This is a genomic window from Pseudomonas sp. AP42 (assembly GCF_001728935.1).
Taxonomy (GTDB): domain Bacteria; phylum Pseudomonadota; class Gammaproteobacteria; order Pseudomonadales; family Pseudomonadaceae; genus Aquipseudomonas; species Aquipseudomonas lactis.
This window is the reverse complement of record NZ_LYSO01000101.1, coordinates 1-22563: the sequence shown is the minus strand read 5'-3', so window position 1 is coordinate 22563 and position 22563 is coordinate 1. Positions and strand designations below refer to the sequence as shown.

Sequence of the window (22563 nt, the reverse complement as noted above, 5' to 3'; positions counted from 1 at the left end):
GGTTACCGTCCGCTGTTACAGTCCACAAAGTTGTGTAGATACCTATGCTGCGATGGCATCGACTCGGTTCGCCTGAACTACCACGGTATTTGCATCAATACCACTGTAGGAGCGAGCTTGCTCGCGAAAAACCCCAACGATAACGCGTGCCTCCTGAATAAACGCCGCGCCTGTGAGTTTTTCGCGAGCAAGCTCGCTCCTACAAAATGGGGCCAAGCCCGCTTTTACATTTTAAGTTGTTGGCTTCAAAGGCTTCACGCACTCAATAGAGCGATCTACCGTGGTCTTGGCAATCTCCAACAAATGCCACACCGCCAGAATCTTCGCCCGCCCTGGGTTATCCAGCAGCTCGCCGCAATCGAGCGCCGTTGCCGAAGCGCTGTCGAGCAGGCTGGCGGTGTAGAGCAAAGCATCTTCAAAACTCAGGTCGTCGTTGACGTTGTGGAAACCCTGGCTGGGCAGGTAATGGTCGATGGCGCGGTTGAACGCGGCACGGTCTTTTGCAGGATCGAGGGGTGAATCGGGTAGGACTTTATTCATGGTGTAACTCCACATGGTTTGGAGCTGACACCCCTCGCGACTAAACGAATGGGTGGCGGCTGTACGCAGGTTAGTCGACCGGCCACATGGCAAACCGGCGCGCCCGAAGGCGCCCATACGCACAGCCACCATGAAACATCATGGAACCATGCGCCATATGAAACCCGAGCGACTAAACCCGATCACTGATGAGCAGTGATGGACCGCAGACTAGCCACCGATTCCAACCGGCACAAGGCGGCGGGGATTGTCTCGGAAACGTCCTGCAATTTAAAGGGACACGGCTTGCTGGCCCTTTACAAACCATGACAAAAGGCCAGCAAGCAGAGTGCCTCAGCGCGTCCCCGGAACAAACGCCACACTCCCACCTTCACGTGCCTTGAACAACCGCTCCCCATTATCCGGTTGCGTCGTCACCACTTGATGATCCACCGCCAGAAACGCCAACGGCGTCGGCTCTTCCTTGGAATACTGCGCGACGATTATCGTGCGTTGCGGATCAAAGCCCTGGCCGCTGGTTTTTTCCAGCCAGGCCATGAACGCGGCGCTGTTGCCTTGGCGCGGGAAGTCCTGGGCTGCGCTGACGTAGTAGAAGGGCTTGCCGTGGTTTTGCAGGTACATGGGCAGTTTGTTGTCGACCTCCACCAGCACCAGTTGCCATTGGTTCCAGGGCGCACTTTTCTCAGCCTGGGCTTGCAGGTCGGTGGCGAAGCGGGTGACGCCGCCGTTGCCGTTGGTCCAGGGGTAGATCACGCCCAGCACCAGCAAGAGCAGGCCTGCGCTGAGGCCAAAGCCTGTTTGCCAGCGCGGCCAGCTCGAAGGTTTTTTGTGCAGGCGTTCACTCAGCCACCAGGCGCCGAGCAGTTGGGCAAAGGGCACCAGTGGCAACACGTAGTAGCTGCGGCGGCTGCCGCTGGCGGTGAAGAATATAAACAACAGGCCCAGGCCCCACACCAGCCAGCGTACGTTGGGCGGCGCCTTGCGCCAGTTGCGCACGGCCAGCCACAGGCCGAGTAACCAGCAGGGTGCCCAGGGCAGGGTGTAGGCCGGCAGGTAGATCAGGTAGGTGTAGATCGGCCCCATATGGTCGAAGGGATCGAAGAAGCGCACCACGTTTTCCCGGAACACCAACTCCAGGCCGCTCTCGCCGTAAGTGGGGGCGCCGTAGCGGTGGGACAGCACAAAGGGGATCGCATACACGATGCCTGCGATGAGCAAGGCCAGCGCCAGGCGCAGGTTGAGGTGGCGTTTGTAGCGGTGTTCGCTGAGCAGGTGTGGCAACAGCACCAGGCCCGGCAGCACCACACCGATCAAACCCTTGAACAGTGAGGTGGCGGCCAGCAACAGGAAAAACACCGTGTAGCGCCCCAGCCGTGTGTCATCCGGCCCGCGCCAATACCACCACACCGCTGCCAGCACGCCGCACACGGTGAGGACATCGGCGGTGGCCACGCGGGCCCAGAACAGGAAGTAGAACGTGGTGGCGAGCATCCACCCGGCGATCAGCCCGGTGCCTTTGCGAAACAGGCGTTCACCGATCAGGTACACCAGCCAGATGCTCAACCACGCGGCAAGCACCGATGACAGGCGCAGCGACCAGGGGCCGAGGCCGCCCAGCAGGTGGGCAAATCCGGTGATCAGCCAATAGGAGGGCAGGGGTTTGTCGTAATACGGCGTGCCTTTGAGATACGGGTCGAAGTAATCACCGCTTTGCAGCATCTGCAAGGCGATATTCGCCCAGCGCGTTTCCGGCCCCCACAGGTCGCGGCTGCCCAGGCCCAGCAAGAGCAGCAAGGCCGAGGTGCCCAGCAGTAACACCAGGGCGCCGCGTTCGGTTTTCCAGAAACTCATGGGATGTTCCCTGTGGCAGGCGCTGCATTCAAGGGTGTTGGGGGTAAATCGTCAGCACCAGGTCGCCCTTGCGATAACGTTTGCCGCCGGGGGGCAATTGCCCTTCTTCGCGGTGTTCGCTGGTGCTCTTGACCTGCATCAGCACGCCAACCGAGCCCTGCTGGCGGGCCTCGGCCAACCAGGCCTGGACGCTGTCCGGCGTGACTTTGCGCTGTGCCGCGTCTTGGTAGTTCAAGCCATAGCGCAGCTCGCCCTGGGTGTTATAAAACACCACGTCGGGCCTGCGCAGGCGCCAGGTCAAGGCCGATGCCAGGCCCAGGTCATTGCTCAGCAAAGCACGGACAGGTTGCAGTTCGTCCAGATGCTCCTGCACGAATTGGTCGGGCATTTCGTTATCTTCGATCAGGGCCGGCATGCCCGCCGGTAGCAGGGCAACCAGCAAGCCAATGCCCAGGGCGGGCATCGCCCACAACGTCAACGGGCGCACCGCTTGCAGCAGGTTGGCGAGGATCCAGCCCAGCAGCACGATAAACGTCAGCGACAGGTTGAACATCTCTGCGTGGCTATTGCCGTACAGCGGGCGGGTGATTTGCAGGTAAATCAGCGCCACCATGGCCGTCATGCCGAGCACGAAATTGAGCGCGCCGTTGATGACCAGTGGGCGCGCCTTGCCTTGCTTGATCAGGTCGATCAAGCCGTGGCCCATCAACAACGCCAGGGGCAACAGGCACGGCATGATGTAGGTCGGCAACTTGCCTTTGCTCAGGCTGAAAAAGCCCAGGGGCAGTAGCAACCACAGGGCGAGATAGGCAATCGCCGGTTGGCGCTTCTCCTGCCAGGTCTTGAGCAGGGTGCCAGGTAACAAGGCAGCCCACGGCAGGCACGCCACCACCATGATCGGCAGGAAGAACCACACCGGCCGTGCATGCTGTGCATCGTCGGCGGCAAAGCGGCGGATGTGCTCATGCCAGAAAAAGAAATGCCAGTAATCCGGTTCGCGCAAGTGGATGGCCAGGGCCCAGGGCAGGCATACGAGCACGGCGACCAGCACCGCCAACGGCCCGTAGCGCATCAACTCACCGACGCGCCGCTGCCACACCAGGTAGGGCACGGCGATCAAGACCGGCAGCAGCCAGGCCAGGAAGCCCTTGGTCATGAACCCCATGGCGCAGGCCACGCCCAACACTGCCCACGCACCCAGGCGTTCGTGTTGCGTGCGGCAGTCTAGGGCAAACCATAACGCCACCAGGCTCAGGTTCACCCACAGGGTGAATTGCGGGTCGAGGTTGGCATACCCGGCTTGCCCGGCCACCAGGCCAAAACTCAGGTAGAGCAGGGCGCAGGCAAAGCTCTTGCGTGGGTCATTCCACAAACGACGGGCGAGCAGGTAGGCCAGCACCACGCTCAGGACTGTGCTCAGGACCGAGGCGATGCGCACACCGAACAGGTTTTCACCGAACACCGCCTGGCCGAGGGCGATGAGCCAATAGCCGGCGGCGGGCTTCTCGAAATAACGCACGCCCATGAAGTGCGGCGCCACCCAGTTGCCGCTCATCAGCATTTCCTGGCTGACCTGGGCGTAGCGGGTTTCGTCTGGCGTCCATAAACCGTGAAAGCCCAGGGGCAACAAGATGAACACGGCAACGCCCAGCAATAGCCAGGCCAGAGGGTTTACGCGGGGCATGCGCACATCGCTCCATAACGTTCAAGTACGGGCAATGGCGGTATTAACTTAATAGGGTGAAGCATCGTAAGGGTCACTAAGTAGTTGTAGGAAAACATAACTAACAGGCGCGACTAAACATGCCAGAACAGGGCTGTCGTTTTGCTGAACACGTTGTGGCTTAATATGTAAACAAGTGTAATTAAAGTTGTTTGAGTGCGGCGGTCCACTCTTCGCTGTTCATGGTGCCCATGGCCTTGAAGGTGCCGTTGGGCAGCACCTTGACGAACAGTGCGCTGCCGTACTCGGCGGCGGCTGCTTGGGGGAAGCCCAGGCTGGTCTGGAAGTCGCTCATGCAGGCGCTGTGGGTGATCAGCATCAGGTTGCGTCCCGGCTGTTTGTGGCCGAGGATTTCATCGCCCATGGCGTCGCCGCAGATGGCCAGCGGGCCGGGGGACAGTTCGGTCTTGCCGAACATGAACAGTGACGTCTGGGCGGTTCGCGTGGTGGGGCTGCTGAGCACGTCGGTCAGGGCCATGCCCAGTGAATCAAAGGCTTTGCCCAGTTCGACGGCGCGGTCAGTGCCGTTGATGGTCAGGCCATCGGCAGGGCCGAAGCAGGGGTTGGCCGAGCGGTCGCAGCGCTCTTCATGGCGCACCAACACCACCAGTTCACCCTCGCGCCAGCTGGCGAGCACCCCGGAGGTCAGCAGGCGATTGCCCACGCCCAGGTCCAGCGGCGAGCTGGGCCACATTAAAAAGCCCGCCAACAGCAAGGCGGTAACGCTGATGCCAAGCAGGTGCAGGCGGTATTTTCTCAGGCGTTTTAACCTAGACCTTTTAGGTTGGCGGTTGGCCAGGATCATGTCTGCCACGCGGTTCACCCTCGGCACTGTTTATTGTGTTTATAAAACGGCTGCATGATGGGGCCGTTGCCCTTAGTGAGGCAGGAGACTGTCACAGCACTGCTGTCTTTTTGCTGAACACGTGCATGTTAAGAGTGTCACTTGGGTTAACTAAGAAAGTTGTGGGTTACCACGAGTTGGCGGGCACTTTAAAGTGTGGTGGATGGGCAGGCGGTGAAATCCGTGTGAAAAATTTGCGTGGGCAGGAGCATCAGCCGTTATTCTCATTGCGGGTCCTTCAGATGAGCGTTCTTATGTTGCAGGTGCAAGGTGTTGTAAAAAACTATGCGACCCCGCAAGGCCCGCTGGCCGTCCTGGCTGGCGTCGACCTGCACCTGGGCGAGCGCAGCAGCCTGGCGCTAATGGGTGAATCGGGCAGCGGCAAAAGCACCTTGCTGCATCTGGTGGCCGGGCTGGACCGGGTGGACGGCGGCAGCATCCGCATCGGCGAGCAGCGCCTCGACCAACTCAACGAAGGTCAACTGGCCCATTGGCGCCGTACGCAAATCGGCTTGGTCTTCCAACAGTTCAACCTGATCGGCAGCTTGCGCGTGGAAGACAACCTGGCGTTCCAGGCGCGGCTGGCGGGGCGTTTCGACCCGCACTGGCAAGCGCAATTGGTGGAGCGCCTGGGGCTGGGCGACTTGCTGCGGCGTTACCCCGAACAACTCTCCGGTGGCCAGCAGCAACGGGTTGCCGTGGGGCGGGCGCTGGCCTCGCGACCGGGTTTGTTATTGGCCGATGAGCCCACCGGCAACCTCGACGAAGCCACCAGCGATGAAGTGCTGCAACTGCTGTTGGACCTGCTGCGAGACAGCCCCACCAGCCTGCTGATGGTCACCCACAGCCCACGCCTGGCCGCACGGCTTGACCGGCAGGTGGTGCTACACCATGGGCGTGTCGTGCCGATGGACGCTCGCTGAGATGGCACTGTTTTACTGGACGCTGCGCGCGTTGCTGAGCCACTGGCGGCGCCATCCGGTGCAGTTTTTCAGCGTGCTCACCGGCCTGTGGCTGGCCACCGCGCTCCTCACCGGCGTGCAGGCCCTCAACAGCCAGGCGCGGGACAGCTACGCACGTGCCAGCCAATTGATCGGTGGCGAACCCCAAGCCAGCCTGGTTGCGCCGGACGCCGCCAGTTTCCCCCAGGCACTGTTTGCCGAGCTGCGCCGCGCCGGCTGGCCGGTCTCCCCGGTGGTGCAGGGCCGGGTTGAGCTTCAAGGCCACGAGCAGCAGCGCCTGCAATTGATGGGCATTGACCCTGTGTCGTTGCCCGGCAGTGGCAGCGTGGCGGGGCAACGCTTGAGCCAGGCGCAGATGCTGGCGTTTTTCGAGCCGCCGGGGCGTACCTGGGTCGCTGCGCAAACGTTAGAGACGCTGGGGTTGCAGGCGGGCGAGCAGCCGCTGACGTCCACCGGGCAACGCCTGCCACCGTTGCAGGTACAGACCGATATGGCCCCCGCCCTGCTGTTGACCGATATCAGTTTTGCCCAACCCCTGCTCAACATGCCCGGGCGCCTGTCGCGCTTACTGGTGGACAACACCTTCGCCGCCCGCCACCCCACGCCACCCGCCGCGTTGCAACTCAAGCAGGGCGAGGACAGCAACCTGTCACGCCTGACCGAAAGCTTTCACCTGAACCTGGATGCGGTGGGGTTTTTATCCTTTGTGGTGGGGCTGTTTATCGTGCATGCGGCCATCGGTCTGGCCCTGGAACAGCGCCGTGGCCTGCTGCGAACCTTGCGCGCCTGTGGAGTCAGCGCACGCATGTTGATCCTGAGCCTGGGCCTCGAATTGGGCGCTTTGGCTGTGTTGAGCGGTGTGCTCGGTATCGCCAGCGGTTACTTGCTGGCCAGCCTGTTACTGCCGGATGTCGCCGCCAGTTTGCGCGGCCTGTACGGCGCCGAAGTCGCCGGCCAATTGAATTTGAGCCCCTGGTGGTGGCTGGCCGGCCTGGGCGTGAGCCTGCTGGGCGCGTTGCTCGCCGGGGCCAGCAGCCTGTGGCGCGCGGCGCGTTTGCCGTTACTGGCACTGGCCAACGCCCAGGCCTGGCATCAAGCCCATGGGCGCTGGCTACGGCGCCAGGGCTGGGTGGCATCCGCCGCCTTGCTGATCGCGTTGCTGGCACTGTGGCTGGGCGATAGCCTGGCCGCCGGGTTTGTGCTGATGGCGGCCTTGCTGTTGGGCGCGGCGTTGGCGTTACCGGTGCTGCTCAACGGGTTATTGAAAGCGGTGCTGGGGCGCAGTCGCTCGGTGCTGGGCCAGTGGTTCCTGGCCGATTGCCGCCAACAACTGCCGGCCTTGAGCCTGGCGCTGATGGCGTTGCTGTTGGCCCTGGCGGCGAATATCGGTGCCGGTTCCATGACCTCGGGCTTTCGCCAGACCTTCACCCATTGGCTGGAGCAACGCCTCACCGCCGAGCTGTACCTCAACCCGCAAAATCCCCAGCAGGCCGAGCAACTCAATGCATGGTTGACCCGCCAGCCCCTGGTGCAGGCCGTATTGCCCGCCTGGCAGGTGTCGGTGCAACTGCAAGGCTGGCCCGCGGAGGTGTTCGGCGTGGTCGACAACCCCACTTATCGTCAACACTGGCCGCTGCTGGAGGCGGCGGACGCGCCCTGGGACCGCTTGCTGCAAGACGACAGCCTGATGCTCAGCGAACAACTGGCGCGACGCCTGAAGGTGCAACTGGGCGATACGGTTTCCATCCCCACCCCACAGGGCAGCTGGGCGCCGAAGATCGTCGGCATCTACGCCGACTACGGCAACCCCAAGGGCCACCTGCTGGTCAATGCCCAGCACCTGTTGGCGCATTGGCCGACGCTCTCACCGGCACGCTTCAACCTGCGGGTGGCCCCCGCCGACGTGCCGCCGCTGATCCGTGAAGTGCAGCGTGAGTTCGCCCTGGAAGACAGCCGCATCGTCGATCAACAGCAACTCAAGGGCTGGTCCAGCCAGGTCTTCGAACGCACCTTCGCCGCCACTGCGGCGTTGAACAGCCTGACCCTTGGCGTCGCTGGCGTGGCGTTGTTCATCAGCCTGCTGACCCAGAGCCAAAGCCGCCTCGGCCAACTCGCGCCGTTGTGGGCGCTGGGCGTGACGCGCCGACAGTTGATGCTGCTCAACCTCGGCCAGACCTGGCTGCTGGCGGTACTCACGTTGATCCTGGCGTTGCCGCTGGGGCTGTTGCTGGCGTGGTGCCTGGATGCGGTGATCAACGTGCAGGCCTTCGGCTGGCGCCTGCCGCTGCAGGTATTCCCCGGCCAGCTTGCGCAATTGCTGGGGCTGGCGATGCTCGCGACCTTGCTCGCGTCGGCCTGGCCGTTATGGCAGTTGTACCGCAGCCGCCCGGCGGATTTGTTGAGGACGTTCGCCCATGAAGATTAAGGCAGTGGCGTGCATCGCCTGGTTACTGTTGAGCGGGTGCGACCAGGCGCCCGCACCCGAGGACAGTTTCGCCGGGCTGGGCAGCGATGCGGCGGACTTTGCCCAGGTGGTGCCCGGCAAAGTCTTCAGCTTTCCCGAGGACCACGGGCCCCATGACGGCTTTCGTATCGAATGGTGGTACGTCACCGCCAACCTCAAGGATGCCCAAGGCAATGTCTTCGGCGTGCAATGGACGCTGTTTCGCAATGCGTTGAAGGCCGGCCCCGTCCAACCGGGCTGGCGCGATTCAACCGTGTGGCTCGGCCACGCCGCCGTCACCTCGGCCACCCGCCACTACGCCGCCGAACGCCTGGCCCGGGGTGGCGTGGGGCAAGCCGGGGCCCAGGCAGAGCCGTTCAACGCCTGGATCGACGACTGGACCTTCGCCACCCGCCCCGGCGCTTCCAGCCCCCTGGCCGACGTGCAACTCAAGGCCAGCGGCGCGCAATTTGCCTACGACCTGCACCTCACCTCCAGCCGTCCATTGGTACTGCAAGGCGATGGCGGCTACAGCCGCAAATCCGACCAGGGCCAGGCGTCGTATTACTACAGCCAACCGTTTTTCACCGCCAGCGGCAGCGTCAGCCTCGACGGCCACACCTACCAGGTCAGCGGCCCGGCCTGGCTCGACCGCGAATGGAGCAGCCAACCCCTGGCCGCCAGCCAGACCGGCTGGGACTGGTTCTCCCTGCACCTGGACCGCGGCGCGCAACTGATGCTGTTTCGCGTGCGTGAGAAAGACAGCGACGGTTACCTCACCGGCACCTGGATCGACGCCCAGGGCCACACCGAGACCTTGCACAACAGCGATATCCAACTCACACCGCTGACCACCACGACCATCGACGGGCGCAACATTCCCATACGCTGGTCGCTGAAAATTCCCGGTAAACAGCTGGATATCACCACCGAAGCCGTCAACCCCAAGGCATGGATGGACCTGGGTATTCCGTACTGGGAAGGGCCAGTGCGGTTTGAGGGTGGGGTGGGGTATTTGGAGATGACGGGGTATTAGGGGCGCTTTCTGTAGGCGTTCATCTTTTACTGTGTAGGCAACTTCCCAAACGTACTTTTTGACCCCCGCCTGCTTGTGTCCGGGCTGTAGGCGCTTGCTTATATTTCGATGCCATCTCTCTCGGTATCGGAACCCAGGACATGGCGTACGGCTACATCAATCAACAGGCTACACCCTACTCATTTTTGAAATCACAGCTATGGCACGCAGGCTTGTTGCCGGGCCCAGATCATTTTGATGTGCTGAATAAACACCTGCGCCAAGGAATGGTGAGGCCGGGTGAGTTGGTGATCGTTCCAGAGATGTCCAGTGCCTATTGCTCAATCGAAGAAGCCTGGTTGATGCGCCACGCTGAAGAGATTAGTCGCCAACTGGACCAGAACGTGCCGCTCGATAGAGCAGGAAACACAAATTACGATTTGGCGCAGAGCATTCTGGGGTATGGCTCGATAGGCATCGGCAGTGCGACGTCGGCTTGGAGCGGGCACCTGCAGGCGGTTGCACAGACTTTGATGGAAATCGAGCAACTGCATCGCCAATTGAAGGACGGTGGTTTGGACAAAGAGTCGTTTATACGACAGCGTCAAAGGATGTTTGGCGTTTTGGATATGCAACTGCAAGGGGCTGCACGATTTGGCTCGGGGTTGCGTGGCAATCAACCGCTGAAGGGAGCGCTCGGGATCTCGACCAACAGCTATCTGCATCAAGGCGAAATTGTGGGGTATGCGCAGCGGGTTCAAACGATTACGCAGATGTCGAAATGGTTAAAGCAAGGAACATATCTGGGGTTGGCGTTGGATGTAGGCGTGGCGGGTTTGGAAATGAAGGAGGCGTGTGTGGTGGGAAGGGAGACGCAATGCAACAGAGCGAAGTATGTGGAGACTGGGAGGTTGGTGGGGGGTGTGGCAGGGGCGGCTGGCGCAGGGGTAATAGGGGCTGAATTAACACGCCGGGCATGCCACATTTTCCTGGGTGTCGCCACGAGAGGATCCGGTGCTCTGACCTGCGGAATAATTGGAGGGGCGACGGCAGGGTATATAGGCGGTAAGAAGGGCGGGGATGGCGGGGCGTTTCTCGGCGGAAAAATTGTAGAGCACAACGGTGATTTGATATTCCAGCCAGAGGGGGCTTAAGCGTGGATTTTTTTGTCGCCTATACCGCTGTGATGATCATCGGGACGTTTGTGGTTTTAGGACTGATACTTTTTGTCGAACGAACAAAACTCGAGGCGTTGGAAGGTTACTTCATTGAAAACGTGCAGGTGCGTAAATATCAGCAACGCTGGGGACGAAACCAGCGGTTCGTCAGGTTTCATCGCATGTGTCTCATGATTGATATCCTCCGCGCGCCAGAACGCTCCGTCAAAGAAGGTTACATGACCGAGGCAGAGTTAGCCGTCATTCCGCCAGCGCTCAAGCGTTGGGCTGTATGGCCCTATCGGCTCGCGATGATTTGGGCGATCAGTTGGGGCTATTGGTGTACCTGGCTTTAGAGGTGCTCTTGCTTCCTGAACCTGAATTTCAGGGCTCACATTTTTTAAAAAATACTGTACATGCATACAGTCTTGTCCTACAGTCCATCCCAGGTGACCGGATGTCACCGGTTACCTGAGCTTCAATTTTTTAACTATGGATGGATAAAAAATGAAATCGAAAAAAGCCTTCATTCTGGGCGCGGCCATGGCGGCCTCTTGCTTCGTTTCGGCCTTTGCCCTGGCCGAGCAAAACCCGGCAAAACTCAGCGCGCAGGCGGTCAAGCAGGCCGTGGACAAAGCATTGAAACCTGGCGGCACGCTGGAAAAGGCCAGCGTTTCGGGCGAGCTCAAGCAGAAGCTCAATGCCGCCAAGGCCGGGCAGTCCAACGTCGTCAAAAAAAGCAAGGCGGCCGTCGGTAATGTGGCGATTGACTCCCCGGTTGGCCAGCTGGAAAAACCTGACTCGGCGCACATGAAACAGGCCGCGGTTGCAGCCTTCACGCCGTTGTTTCCCACCCTGGATATCAATACCCTTTACACCCTCACCGGTGTGGAGACCGGCGCGCAAATCGCTTACCACTTCAACCTGCCGAAAAACGCGCGAATCCAGGTACAGCTGCTGAACCAGAGTGCCGGCACGGATATGTCGTTGACGCTGTTCCATGACGACGGCCAAGGCAACCTGACGCCATTGGGCACCTCGGATAACCCCGGCAGTGCCGATGAATACCTCAACGGCGTGTTGCCGGCCGGTGACTACTACTGGTTCATGGTGGCCAATGCCGCGAGCAACTCGCAGTTCAGTTTTGGTGTGGCAGTGGACAGCAATGTGGATGCCTACGAGCCTAACGACACCGAGCAAACCGCGTTCGCGCTGCCGGATGCCTTGAACCAGGTGACCGGTAACCTCGACAGCGTCAATGATGTGGATTACTTCTCCTTCGTCTCGTTGCGTGGCCAAGGTGTGGGCATGTTCCTGGGCGATGACGGTGCGGGCACGCGTAATCAGTGGATCTTCGAACGGTTCGATGGCACCCAGTGGGTGGAAGTCCCGCAGGGCTCCACCTCCACCTATCCCAACCTGACGCCAGGCTACACGGTCAAGGTGCGTGTACGGGCCAACCCCGCGGTGGCATTGAACCCTCAGGCTCAATACAAGCTGACCCTCGGCTCCGCGCCACGCCTGAACCAGCACAATGTGAACGGCGATAACGTGGTGCGCATCCCCAGCTCGATCTTCCAACTGACCACCCAGGTGGCCCGCAATCTGAGCTGGAGCACCCAGTGGTCAGACAGCACGGGCGAACCCCTGCGCGGCGTCACTCCTGTGCTGCGGGTCGACAAGCATTTTGGCGGCACTTACAACTGGGTCGACTATGAGGCCAAGACCGGCATCACCGGTGCAGCCTCGGGGAATGTCGCGCTGGGCACCTGCTCTGGTGACTACAAAGTGCGGTACCCGGACAGCGCCTCGGGCCAGACCTACAACTGGGAAACCTGGTTCAACCAGGGCGGCTGGCGCATCGAGCTCAGGGAGTTCCCTAATGTGGGCGTGGGTGGCAATAACGTCCAATACGTCAGCCTCGGCCACATCTGCAGCCAGACCATCGTGCGCTGATTGATCTATGTGTGTGAAGCGGGGGGCAGTCCAGTTGGACTGCCCCTTTTTTTTTCCGTGGGTTCCCAATGCAAAGTGCCAAACAGATAGTCCATCAACGGCAGCACGATGTTGAAATTACGCCCCTGCATCAGCTCACGACGGTGGTGCAAGGCGTGCAGGCGGTGCATCTGGCGAATCCAAGGCAGGCGCGCCACCGGGTGTTCGGCAGGCAGGTGTTCGCAGGCGTGGAACACTTCGTAGAGCATGTAACCGAGGATCATGCACCCGGCAAACAACCCGGCAACGTTGGCGCTCAGTTGGCTGAGCAGCCACCAGGCGGGGAGGGTGATGGCCAGGCTGTGCAGCACGATCAGCCAGGCTGGAAACAGGATGACACGCCAGTCCCGGGGGCTGTCGTAGGTCATGTGATCAGGGGTGAAAAAACTGTGGTGATCGCCAGTGTGGCGTGCATAGAACAGCCGGGCGAATGCATGTTTGTGATGGCCCAGGTGGCGGTGCACAAGGTAGATGCATAGGTTGAAGAACAGCAGCGTCAGGGGCACGGTCAGCCACTGCAGGACGGTGATATCAGCCGTGGAGGACCAGGCCAGCGTGATGCAGAAGATGCCGTAGCCAAGCACGAATGCGGCGTGCAGCCAGGGGTTGTAATGCGGGTTGACGCTTGCGCGATAACGGGCGCGGAAAGTCTCGGTTGGGTGGGGCATGGCCGGCTGCTCGCTGTGTTTTTATTTGAGGCTGAGCGTAGTTGCCATCCTCTGTAGGAGCGAGCTTGCTCGCGAAAAATATCAACGATAACGCGGGCTTCCTGAATAAACGCGGCGCCTGTGAGTTTTTCGCGAGTAAGCTCGCTCCTACGTTTTTGCCCGAGACCGACCAGTGGAGGCTTGCACAGGTCTGAATTACTTGTTAGTTTCTGACAAAATGTTAACGATAACATTTGCTCTAAAAATAAAAACAAAACAGAGACCCACGCCATGAAAATGCTCCCAAAAACCCTGTGTTTACTGGCTGCCAGCATCACCCTGGGCAGCGCGAGCCCCGCGTTTGCCGACGCTGCCAAGCCCATCCGCATCGGCGCCTCGTTCCAGGAAATCAACAACCCCTATTTCGTCACCATGAAAAACGCCCTGGAAGAAGCCGGCGCCACCATCGGTGCCAAGCTGATCATCACCGACGCCCGCCACGACGTGTCCAAGCAGGTCAGTGATGTCGAAGACATGCTGCAAAAGGGCATCGACATCCTGCTGATCAACCCTACTGATTCGGTCGGCGTGCAATCGGCCGTCAAGTCGGCCCATGCTGCCGGCGTCGTAGTGGTGGCGGTGGATGCCCAGGCAGATGGCCCGCTGGATTCGTTCGTCGGCTCGAAGAACTTCGACGCCGGTTTCCAGGCCTGTGAATACCTGGCTAAAACCATCGGTGACAAAGGCAATATCGCCATCCTCGACGGCATCGCCGTGGTGCCGATCCTCGAACGTGTGCGCGGCTGCAAAGAGGCGGTGGCCAAGCACCCGGATATCAAGATTGTCAGCATCCAGAACGGCAAACAGGAGCGTGACCAGGCCCTGACCGTCACCGAAAACATGTTGCAGGCCCAGCCCACCCTCAAGGGCATTTTCAGCGTGAATGACAACGGCTCCCTCGGCGCACTCTCGGCCATCGAAGCCAGCGGGATGGACGTGAAGCTGGTCAGCGTCGACGGCGCGCCGGAAGCGATCAAGGCGATCCAGAAACCCGGCAGCCATTTCATCGCCACCTCGGCTCAATATCCCCGTGACCAGATCCGCCTCGCCCTGGGCATTGCCCTGGCCAAGAAGTGGGGCGCCCAAGTACCGGCCAGCGTGCCGGTGGACATCACCTTGATCGATCAGGCCAAGGCCAAGGACTTCAGCTGGTAAATCCCCCAGGCCTCACGCAATGCGTGGGGCCCAGGTCTTCCTTCTGAGTGCGAGGTCGGCGGTATGAGCAGTCTTCTGAAGCTGGAAAACATCTGTAAGCGTTACCCGGGGGTACAGGCCCTCAAGGCCATCAACCTGCAAGTGGAGCGCGGCGAAATCCACGCGTTGCTTGGGGAAAATGGCGCGGGCAAATCCACCCTGATGAAGATTCTGGGCGGTGTCGAACATCAGGACGAAGGGCAGATTCTTATCGACGGGCAGGCCCGACAATTTGCGACCTATCGGGATGCGATTGCCGCCGGCATTGGCATTGTGTTCCAGGAGTTCAGCCTGATTCCCTACCTCACGGCGGTAGAAAATATCTTCCTCGGCCATGAGCTGAGCAACCGCTTCGGCCTGTTGCGCAAGCGCGAAATGGCCGAGGCCGCGCAGGCGTTGTTCGAGCGCCTCGGGGTCAGTATCGATCTGCACTGCGCGGTCAAGCACCTGAGCGTGGCCGAGCAGCAGTTTGTCGAAATCGCCAAGGCCCTGGCCCTGGATGCACGCCTGCTGGTGCTCGATGAGCCGACCGCGACGCTGACACCCAGTGAAGCCGAGTTGCTGTTCGAGATCATGCGCGAACTCAAGCGCCAGGGCGTGGCGGTGATTTTTATCTCGCATCACCTGGAAGAGATTTTCCAAGTCTGCGACCGCATCAGTGTGCTGCGCGACGGCGGCAACGCAGGCGTTACCGATGTGGCCGACAGCGATATTGATCACCTGGTCGAGATGATGGTTGGCCGCCGCCTGGAATGCAGTTTTCCACCTAAGCCCAGCAGCGAACCCGGCCCCTTGCTGTTAGAGGTCAAGGACATCCAGTTGGTGCGCAATGGCCCCCGCAACCGTTTCAATTTGCACAAAGGCGAGATCCTCGGCTTCGCCGGCCTGGTGGGTTCGGGCCGCACCGAGCTGGCCCTGGGCATGATGGGCGCGCTGCCCACGGTGAGCAAAGACGTGTGGCTGCGCGGGGAAAAAGTCAGCCTCGACGACCCGGCCCAAGCCCTGGCCCACGGCATTGGCCTGCTGCCGGAAAGCCGTAAGAGCGAAGGGCTGATCACCGCCTTCAGCATTCGCGAAAATATCTCGCTGAACAATTTGCCCAAATATCAGAACGCCTCGGGCCTGATCGACAAGGCCAAGGAATGCGCCAGTGTCGACGCGCTGATGGGCCAGCTGTCGATCAAGGCGCCCAGCGGCGAAAGCCTTGTGGTGAACCTCAGCGGCGGCAACCAGCAAAAAGTCGTGATCGCCCGCTGGATCAACCACCACTGCGACGTGCTGGTGTTCGACGAACCCACACGCGGCATCGACGTCGGTGCCAAGGCGCAGATCTACGCGTTGATGCGCAGCCTTACCGAACAAGGCTACGCGATCATCATGATTTCCTCCGAGCTGCCCGAAGTCATCGGCATGTGCGACCGCGTCGCCGTGTTCCACAAGGGCGCCATCGTCAAAGTACTGGAAGCGTCCGCCGTCAATCCTCAGGAGGTCATGCGCCATGCAACAGGGGGCTCAAGTGAATACGTCCATTAACTCCGCCAACACCGGCCGGTGGCGCCTGAACCTGGCGCGGCTGCTGCGTTCGCCCGCGTTTTATCCCTTTGTCGGGCTGGTGGTGGTGACCCTGGTGATGATCCTCGCCAGCGACACCTTCCTCACCGCCAGCAACCTCTCCAACATCGCTCGCCAGGTGTCGATCAACGCAATCATCGCGGTGGGCATGACCTGCGTGATTCTCACCGGCGGGATCGACTTGTCGGTGGGGCCGGTGATGGCGTTGTCCGGCACCTTGACCGCCGGGCTGATGGTCGCCGGGTTGCCGCCAGGCCTGGCGATTGGCGTCGGGCTGCTGGTGGGCGTGGCCTTCGGCATCGGCAACGGGCTGTTCGTGGCGTACCTGCACATGCCGCCGATCATCGTCACCCTGGCGACCATGGGCATCGCCCGTGGGTTCGGGCTGATGTACACCGACGGCTACCCGATTTCCGGGTTGCCGGAGTGGTTCGCGTTCTTCGGTCGCGCCAGTGTGTTTGGCCTGCAGGTGCCGATCCTGATCATGCTGATCACTTACCTGGCGGCCTATGTGCTGCTGCAGCACACCCGTATCGGCCGTTACATCTACGCCATCGGCGGCAATGAAGAAGCGGTGCGCTTGTCCGGGGTGCGTGCGGCGCGCTTCAAGTTGCTGGTGTACGGCATCAGCGGCTTTACCGCCGCGATTGCCGGGCTGGTGCTTACCTCGCGCCTGATGAGCGGCCAGCCGAATGCCGGCGTGTCGTTCGAGCTGGATGCGATTGCCGCCGTGGTACTGGGTGGCGCGTCGATTGCCGGCGGGCGCGGGGTGATCATCGGCACCTTGCTCGGCGCCATGCTGCTGGGCGTGTTGAACAACGGTTTGAACATGCTTGGCGTGTCGCCCTACGTCCAGAGCGTGATCAAGGGCGGGATCATCTTGCTGGCGATTTTCATCAGCCGTCAGCGCCATCGTTAATACCTCACTACACAGGACCGAATACATGGACAAGCACACTCACATGCAAGCCGTCGTCTGCCACGGCCCGAAAGACTACCGCCTGGAGCGCATCGGCAAACCCCAGGCGCGTGCCAATGAGCTGGTGATCCGTATCGCCGCCTGCGGCATCTGCGCCAGTGACTGCAAGTGCCACTCGGGCGCGGCGATGTTCTGGGGCGGCGACAACCCCTGGGTCAAGGCACCGGTAGTACCGGGCCACGAATTTTTCGGCTACGTGGTCGAAGCCGGCGAGGGCGCCGAGGAGCACTTTGAGGTCAAGGTGGGTGACAAGGTCATCGCCGAACAGATCGTGCCGTGTGGTAAGTGCCGCTTCTGCAAATCGGGCAAGTACTGGATGTGCGAAGTGCACAACATCTTCGGCTTCCAGCGCGAAGTGGCTGAAGGCGGCATGGCCCAGTACATGCGCATTCCCAAGACCGCCATCGTGCACAAGATTCCCGAGTCGGTGTCCCTGGAAGACTCGGCGCTGGTGGAGCCAATGGCCTGCTCGATCCACACCGTCAACCGTGGCGATATCCAGCTCGACGACGTGGTGGTGATTGCCGGCGCGGGTACCCTGGGCCTGTGCATGGTCCAGGTCGCCGCACTGAAGACCCCGAAGAAGTTGGTGGTGATCGACATGGTCGATGAACGCCTGGAGCTGGCGAAAAAGTTCGGCGCCGATGTGGTGATCAACCCGGCCCGTGACAACGCTCGCGAGATCATCAACGGCCTCACGGAGAATTACGGCTGCGACGTCTATATCGAAACCACTGGCGTACCGGCCGGCGTCACCCAGGGCCTGGACCTGATCCGCAAGCTCGGGCGCTTTGTCGAGTTCAGCGTGTTTGGTGCCGAGACCAGCGTGGACTGGTCGATCATTGGCGACCGCAAGGAACTCGACGTGCGCGGCGCGCACCTGGGCCCGTATTGCTACCCGATCGCCATCGACCTGTTTGAGCGCGGCCTGGTCACCTCCCAAGGCATCGTCACCCATGACTTCCCGCTGGACGACTGGGCCGAGGCGTTTGAACTGGCCAATTCGACCAAGTCGATCAAGGTGCTGTTGAAGCCGGTGCTCTGAGATGGACTACGTCATCGGTGTAGACATTGGCACCCAGAGCACCAAAGCGCTGCTGGTGGATGCCCAGGGCACGATCATCGCCCAACACAGCCACGGCTACCGGGTGGACACCCCGAAAGTGCGCTGGGCCGAGCAGTGGCCGCAGGTGTGGCTGGATGCCGTCCAAACCTGCGTGGCCCAGTGCATGGCCAAGGCCGGGGTGCCGGCGCCGCAGGTCAAGGCGCTGTGCATCAGCAGTTTGTACGGCGGTTCGGGCATTGCCGTGGATGCACAGATGACGCCGTTGCACCCGTGCCTGATCTGGATGGACCGGCGCGCCGGCGAGCAGGTGGCCTGGGTGCGCGAACAGGTGGACCTGGAGCGCTTGTTCGCCATCACCGGCAACTCGGTGGACAGCTACTACGGCTTCACCAAGATGCTCTGGCTCAAGCAGCACCAGCCCCAGGTGTGGGCGAATACCCGTTACCTGCTGCCGCCCAACAGCTACATCAACTGGTGCCTGACCGGCGAGTTGGCGGTGGACCACAGCAGTGCCGGGAATATCGGCGGTGTCTATAACGTGGCGGCGCGCAACTGGTCAGGCGAGATGCTGGATGCGCTGGGTATCGAGCAGTCGATGATGCCCGAGCGGTTGCTGTATTCCGGCGAGGTGGTGGGTGGTTTGCTTGCAGACTGGGCCGCACGCCTGGGCTTGCAGGCGGGCACGCCGATCCTCGCTGGGGGCGTGGACGCGGCCATGGCGACCCTGGCGGCGGGTGTCACCCAGCCGGGCAATCATGTGGCGATGATCGGCACCAGCATGTGCTGGGGCTACCTGAACCAGCGGGTGGATGCACGCCACGGTTTGGTGAGCATGCCCCATGTCTACAACGGCCACCGCGACCTGTACATCTTCGGCGGTGCGATCACCGCCGGAGCCTCGGTGAGCTGGTTTCGCGAGCAGTTCTGCCAGGCCGAAGAACAGCAGGCCCAGGTCACCGGGCAAGACAGCCTGGCGCTGCTGGAGCAGAGCGCGATGAAGATTCCGGCGGGCAGCGAAGGCGTGGTGTTTTTGCCTTACCTGATGGGCGAACGCAGCCCGGTGTGGGATGACCGCGCCAGCGGCAGTTTTGTCGGGCTCAACCTGTACCACAGCCGCTTTCACCTGTACCGCGCGGTGCTGGAGGGCGTAAGTTTTGCCCTGCGCCACAATATCGAAGCGGGCACCCAGGGCGCGCATTCCCTGGACCCGCGCCTGATCGTGGTGGGTGGAGCGAGCCATTCGGACCTGTGGATGCAGATCATCGCCGATGTCACACGCTACCCGGTGTACACCATCGTGCAGGAGGTAGAAGCGGCCCTGGGCGCAGCGTTGTTGGCGGCGCATACGGTGGGACTGGTGAGTGATGAGGCGATGGACACCGGCTGGGTGCAGTTGCAATTGCGAGCACAGCCCAAGCGGGAGAATGTCATGACCTATGACCGGGCGTTTGCCGAGTACCTGAAGCTTTACCCGGCCCTGAAACCGATCATGCACAACCTGCAAACCACCTGATTCAACACTGTCCAAACATGTGGGAGCGGGCTTGCTCGCGAATGCGGTATGCCAGTCACTACATACATGGCTGAACCACCGCATTCGCGAGCAAGCCCGCTCCCACAGGAGGTCTTCATTGTTCTCGAGTATTTCATCCATGCATGCAACCTTTGATTTCTCTCACCAGCGCATCCTCGTCACCGGTGCCAGCAGCGGCATCGGTCGCGAAATTGCCCAGCAACTGATCGCCAGCGGCGCCCAAGTCTTCGCCCTTGGTCGCGATGCCCAGGCGTTGGCGGCATTGGGGTGCCGCACCTTGTGCGTGGATATCGCTGACAGCATCGCCCTCGATAAAACCCTGCAAGATTTGCCGCCCCTGCACGGCCTGGTCAATTGCGCCGGGATTTCACGCTTGGAACCCGCCGCTGCCATCAGCGCCAACGCCTTCGACCAGGTGATGAACGTCAACGCCCGCGCCGCTGCACAAGTGGCCAGCCGAGTCGCGGCGAAGATGATCGAGGCGGACATTGCCGGCAGTATCGTCAACGTCTCCAGCCAGGCGTCGTTGGTGGCGCTGGACGATCACCTGAGCTACTGCGCCTCCAAGGCTGCACTGGATGCAATCACCCGTGTGCAATGCGCCGAATGGGGCCGTTTTGGTATACGCGTCAATAGCGTCAACCCCACCGTGACCTTGACGCCGATGGCGGCCATGGCCTGGTCCGACCCGGCCAGGCGCGACCCGGCACTGGCCGCGATTCCGTTGGGGCGTTTTGCGCAACCGGCAGAGGTGGCGCTGCCGGTGCTGTTCCTGCTCAGTGACGCGGCGAGCATGATCAGTGGCGTCAGCCTGCCGGTCGACGGCGGCTACACCAGCCGCTAGCCGTTTTCCAACTGGCCGGCGATCACCACTTTGTCCCGTGGCTTGTGCGGGTCTTGCAGGCGGTCGAGCAGCAGGCGTACTGCGCTGCTGCCGGCCAGGGACGCGTCGTGGGCCACGCAGGCGATGGGTACGCCAAAGATATCGGCGAAGGGCAGGCGGTCGATGCCGCAGATGGTCAGGCTGTCATGGGCGATGTTGTGCATGCGCAAGGCGCGCAGAGCCCCCAGGGTGATCAACTGGTTGAAACCCATGATCGCGTCCGGCGCCGAGTGTGCGGCCAGGTAGTCGAGGGTATGCAGGTAAGCCGGCATCAGTGTGTAGTCGCCCGCTTGCACCTCGACCTGAATGTCGGGGTGCGCGGCCAGCACTTCACGCAGGCCTTTGAGGCGCTCCACGCTGATGCGCGAATGTTCGGGGCCGGTCAGCACCAGCAGGCGCTTGAGGTTGGGCGTTTGGCGTAACAGGTAGTGCGCGGCTTGCAAGCCGCTGTGGTAGTTGTCGAGCACCACACGGCTGAACGGGCTGTCGTGGATCGTGCGATCGAGCAGCACCACCGGGGTTTTGCCATTGCTCAGGCGCTCCAGGTAGTCGGGTTGGTAGCTTGGTTCATCGGAGACCGGCGACAGGATGATCCCCGCCACGCGATACCCCAGCAGGGTATCCACTGCCTTGCTTTCGAGTTCCTCCAGCTCATCGGTGTCCACCAGCATGATGGTGTAGCCGTGCTGTTTGGCCTCGCGGGAAATCGCCTTGATCATCTCGCTGTAGAACGGGTTGTCCACCGAAGCGGTGATGACCCCGATGATCAGGCTTTCACTGCGCTTGAGCCCACGGGCGAAGGCGTTGGGCACGTAGTCCAGCTCGCGGGCCACTTCAAGAATGCGTGCCAGGGTGGCGGGTTTGACCAGGTCGGGTTTGCTCAAGGCCCGGGACACCGTAATGGTGGTCATGCCGACGCGTTTGGCAATGTCGCTGATGGTGACGGACTTTTTCTTGTTCATCGGTAAGGCTGCGAGGGGGAACACCAGCAGGCTAGCATGTGCGCAGGCGTAGAGTGATTCAAATCAGCGGGTCCCAGCGTTGCGACCAGTCGCCTTCGGCTTTCACCACTGTGCGTAGCAGCTCCAAAGCCTGTTGCAACACCGCCGAATCCCGCGCCCGCGAATACACCAGGTAGGTCGGGAAGCTGAATTCCGGCGCCTTGGGCACGCGCTGCATCACGCCGCTGTCCAGGTAGCTCTGCACCACCCGTGTGCGAAAGTAGCCAGCACCGCCATTCTCCAATATGTACTGCAATGCCAGCGGCCCCAGGTTGAAACTCACCGCAGCACGCGCACGGTCGGGCAGGGCGGCGTCGTGCTGCTGGCGAAAACCCTGGCCCCAGTCGATATACACGTAAGGCTCGGGTTTGCTCGCCAGTTGCACCAGAATCAGTTTTTCTTCCAGCACCTGCTCCACCTGCAAGCCCGGCCAGTATTGCGGCTGGAACACCAGGGCGGCGTCGAGCACGCCCAGCTCTAACTGACGCAGCAGGTACTCGCCTTCACGCACTTCGGTGCGCAGCGCGTGGCCTGGTATGTGCTCGCGCAGCGCCTTGGCCCAGCCGAGCATCAATGGGTTGCACAGGCTGACTTCACCGCCGATATGCAGCACGTTGCGATAGCCGTCTGGCAATGGCAGGTCGCGGCGCGCCGCTTCCCAGGTTTGCAGCAATTGGTTGGCGTACACCACGAACGCCTCGCCGTCGGCGGTCAGCCGCGCACCGGCACGGTTGCGCACGAACAGTGTGCTACCCAACTGGCTTTCCAGGTTCTTCACACGAGCGGTGATGGCGGTCTGGGTGACGTGCAGTTTCTCGGCCGCTGCGGCCAGGCTGCCGCAGCGGGTGATTTCGAGGAAGGTGCGTGCCAGTTCGATGTCCATAAGCGCCCTGGGTGATGAATGGGGGACAGTGTAAAGGAATGCGGTCAAATCTGTGGGAGCTGGCTTGCCTGCGATGGCGGCCTGTCAGCCGACGCTTCTCTACCTGACACCCCACAATCAAACTGTGGGAGCGGGCTTGCTCGCGAAGGCGGCCTTCTGGTCGACCATTTCGTTGGGTTGGAATGAGTACATATCCATTGCTGCGGTAACGGCC

The 22563-nt window shown here is 61.4% G+C and carries 19 protein-coding genes; 12 read left to right on the top strand and 7 right to left on the bottom strand.

From position 1 onward, the window contains the following. Positions 1-231: 231 nt before the first annotated feature. The 4 genes from A7K61_RS24725 to A7K61_RS24710 form a co-directional block, all read right to left on the bottom strand. The gene (locus A7K61_RS24725) at positions 232-540 is read right to left on the bottom strand and encodes a DUF6124 family protein (RefSeq protein WP_003192377.1); all 309 of its coding nucleotides are present in this window, start codon (positions 538-540) and stop codon (positions 232-234) included. A gap of 333 nt (positions 541-873) precedes the next feature. After that, positions 874-2391: a glycosyltransferase family 39 protein gene (locus A7K61_RS24720; RefSeq protein ID WP_069558556.1), complete on the bottom strand. Its 1518-nt coding sequence runs from the start codon at positions 2389-2391 to the stop codon at positions 874-876. 28 nt (positions 2392-2419) lie between these two features. Further along, positions 2420-4075, bottom strand: coding sequence for a lipid IV(A) 4-amino-4-deoxy-L-arabinosyltransferase (arnT, locus tag A7K61_RS24715; RefSeq protein WP_069558555.1), 1656 nt, complete (start codon positions 4073-4075; stop codon positions 2420-2422). A gap of 181 nt (positions 4076-4256) precedes the next feature. Next, complete coding sequence (locus A7K61_RS24710) at positions 4257-4937, bottom strand: histidine phosphatase family protein (RefSeq protein ID WP_069558554.1); 681 nt, start codon at positions 4935-4937, stop codon at positions 4257-4259. A 275-nt stretch (positions 4938-5212) separates the two neighbouring features. Here A7K61_RS24710 and A7K61_RS24705 point away from each other — a divergent pair, with 275 nt between their 5' ends. The 6 genes from A7K61_RS24705 to A7K61_RS24680 all read left to right on the top strand — a co-directional run bounded on the left by A7K61_RS24705 (position 5213) and on the right by A7K61_RS24680 (position 12491). Then, the gene (locus tag A7K61_RS24705) at positions 5213-5881 is read left to right on the top strand and encodes an ABC transporter ATP-binding protein (protein ID WP_044269196.1); all 669 of its coding nucleotides are present in this window, start codon (positions 5213-5215) and stop codon (positions 5879-5881) included. 1 nt (position 5882) lies between these two features. Further along, the gene (locus tag A7K61_RS24700) at positions 5883-8345 is read left to right on the top strand and encodes an ABC transporter permease (RefSeq protein ID WP_069558553.1); all 2463 of its coding nucleotides are present in this window, start codon (positions 5883-5885) and stop codon (positions 8343-8345) included. Continuing rightward, a complete protein-coding gene (locus A7K61_RS24695; protein WP_069558552.1) occupies positions 8335-9399 on the top strand; it encodes a lipocalin-like domain-containing protein in 1065 nt (354 codons plus the stop codon). Before A7K61_RS24700 ends, A7K61_RS24695 begins: the two co-directional genes overlap by 11 nt. Positions 9400-9539: 140 nt before the next feature. Next, positions 9540-10532 (top strand): hypothetical protein, encoded by a 993-nt coding sequence (locus tag A7K61_RS24690; RefSeq protein WP_069558551.1) that lies wholly within the window; start codon positions 9540-9542, stop codon positions 10530-10532. Between the two features lie 2 nt (positions 10533-10534). Then, a complete protein-coding gene (locus tag A7K61_RS24685; protein WP_047711231.1) occupies positions 10535-10891 on the top strand; it encodes a hypothetical protein in 357 nt (118 codons plus the stop codon). Between the two features lie 151 nt (positions 10892-11042). Further along, entirely contained in the window at positions 11043-12491 is a 1449-nt protein-coding gene (locus tag A7K61_RS24680; protein WP_047711230.1) for a hypothetical protein, read from the top strand. Positions 12492-12496: 5 nt separating this feature from the next. On the opposite strand, the gene A7K61_RS24675 is transcribed toward A7K61_RS24680, so the two are convergent. Further along, positions 12497-13198, bottom strand: coding sequence for a sterol desaturase family protein (locus A7K61_RS24675; protein ID WP_069558550.1), 702 nt, complete (start codon positions 13196-13198; stop codon positions 12497-12499). A 270-nt stretch (positions 13199-13468) separates the two neighbouring features. Between A7K61_RS24675 and A7K61_RS24670 the strand changes: the two genes are divergently transcribed. The 6 genes from A7K61_RS24670 to A7K61_RS24645 all read left to right on the top strand — a co-directional run bounded on the left by A7K61_RS24670 (position 13469) and on the right by A7K61_RS24645 (position 20426). Further along, positions 13469-14392, top strand: a complete 924-nt coding sequence (locus A7K61_RS24670) for a substrate-binding domain-containing protein (protein WP_032896420.1) — start codon at positions 13469-13471, stop codon at positions 14390-14392. Between the two features lie 63 nt (positions 14393-14455). Continuing rightward, positions 14456-15964 carry a sugar ABC transporter ATP-binding protein gene (locus A7K61_RS24665; protein ID WP_069558549.1) on the top strand — a complete coding sequence of 503 codons (1509 nt, stop codon included), beginning with the start codon at positions 14456-14458 and terminating at the stop codon, positions 15962-15964. Further along, positions 15930-16922 carry an ABC transporter permease gene (locus A7K61_RS24660; RefSeq protein ID WP_069558548.1) on the top strand — a complete coding sequence of 331 codons (993 nt, stop codon included), beginning with the start codon at positions 15930-15932 and terminating at the stop codon, positions 16920-16922. Before A7K61_RS24665 ends, A7K61_RS24660 begins: the two co-directional genes overlap by 35 nt. A 25-nt stretch (positions 16923-16947) precedes the next feature. Then, positions 16948-18027 carry an erythritol/L-threitol dehydrogenase gene (locus tag A7K61_RS24655; protein WP_003192355.1) on the top strand — a complete coding sequence of 360 codons (1080 nt, stop codon included), beginning with the start codon at positions 16948-16950 and terminating at the stop codon, positions 18025-18027. A 1-nt stretch (position 18028) separates the two neighbouring features. Further along, positions 18029-19561, top strand: a complete 1533-nt coding sequence (locus tag A7K61_RS24650) for an FGGY-family carbohydrate kinase (RefSeq protein WP_069558547.1) — start codon at positions 18029-18031, stop codon at positions 19559-19561. Positions 19562-19700: 139 nt separating this feature from the next. Further along, a complete protein-coding gene (locus A7K61_RS24645) occupies positions 19701-20426 on the top strand; it encodes an SDR family oxidoreductase (RefSeq protein WP_069558546.1) in 726 nt (241 codons plus the stop codon). Here the strand turns inward: A7K61_RS24645 and A7K61_RS24640 are convergent. Both A7K61_RS24640 and A7K61_RS24635 read right to left on the bottom strand, forming a co-directional pair. After that, positions 20423-21427, bottom strand: a complete 1005-nt coding sequence (locus A7K61_RS24640) for a LacI family DNA-binding transcriptional regulator (protein ID WP_056787279.1) — start codon at positions 21425-21427, stop codon at positions 20423-20425. The genes A7K61_RS24645 and A7K61_RS24640 overlap by 4 nt on opposite strands. 58 nt (positions 21428-21485) lie before the next feature. After that, complete coding sequence (locus tag A7K61_RS24635) at positions 21486-22349, bottom strand: LysR family transcriptional regulator (RefSeq protein WP_044269164.1); 864 nt, start codon at positions 22347-22349, stop codon at positions 21486-21488. Positions 22350-22563 lie beyond the last annotated feature (214 nt).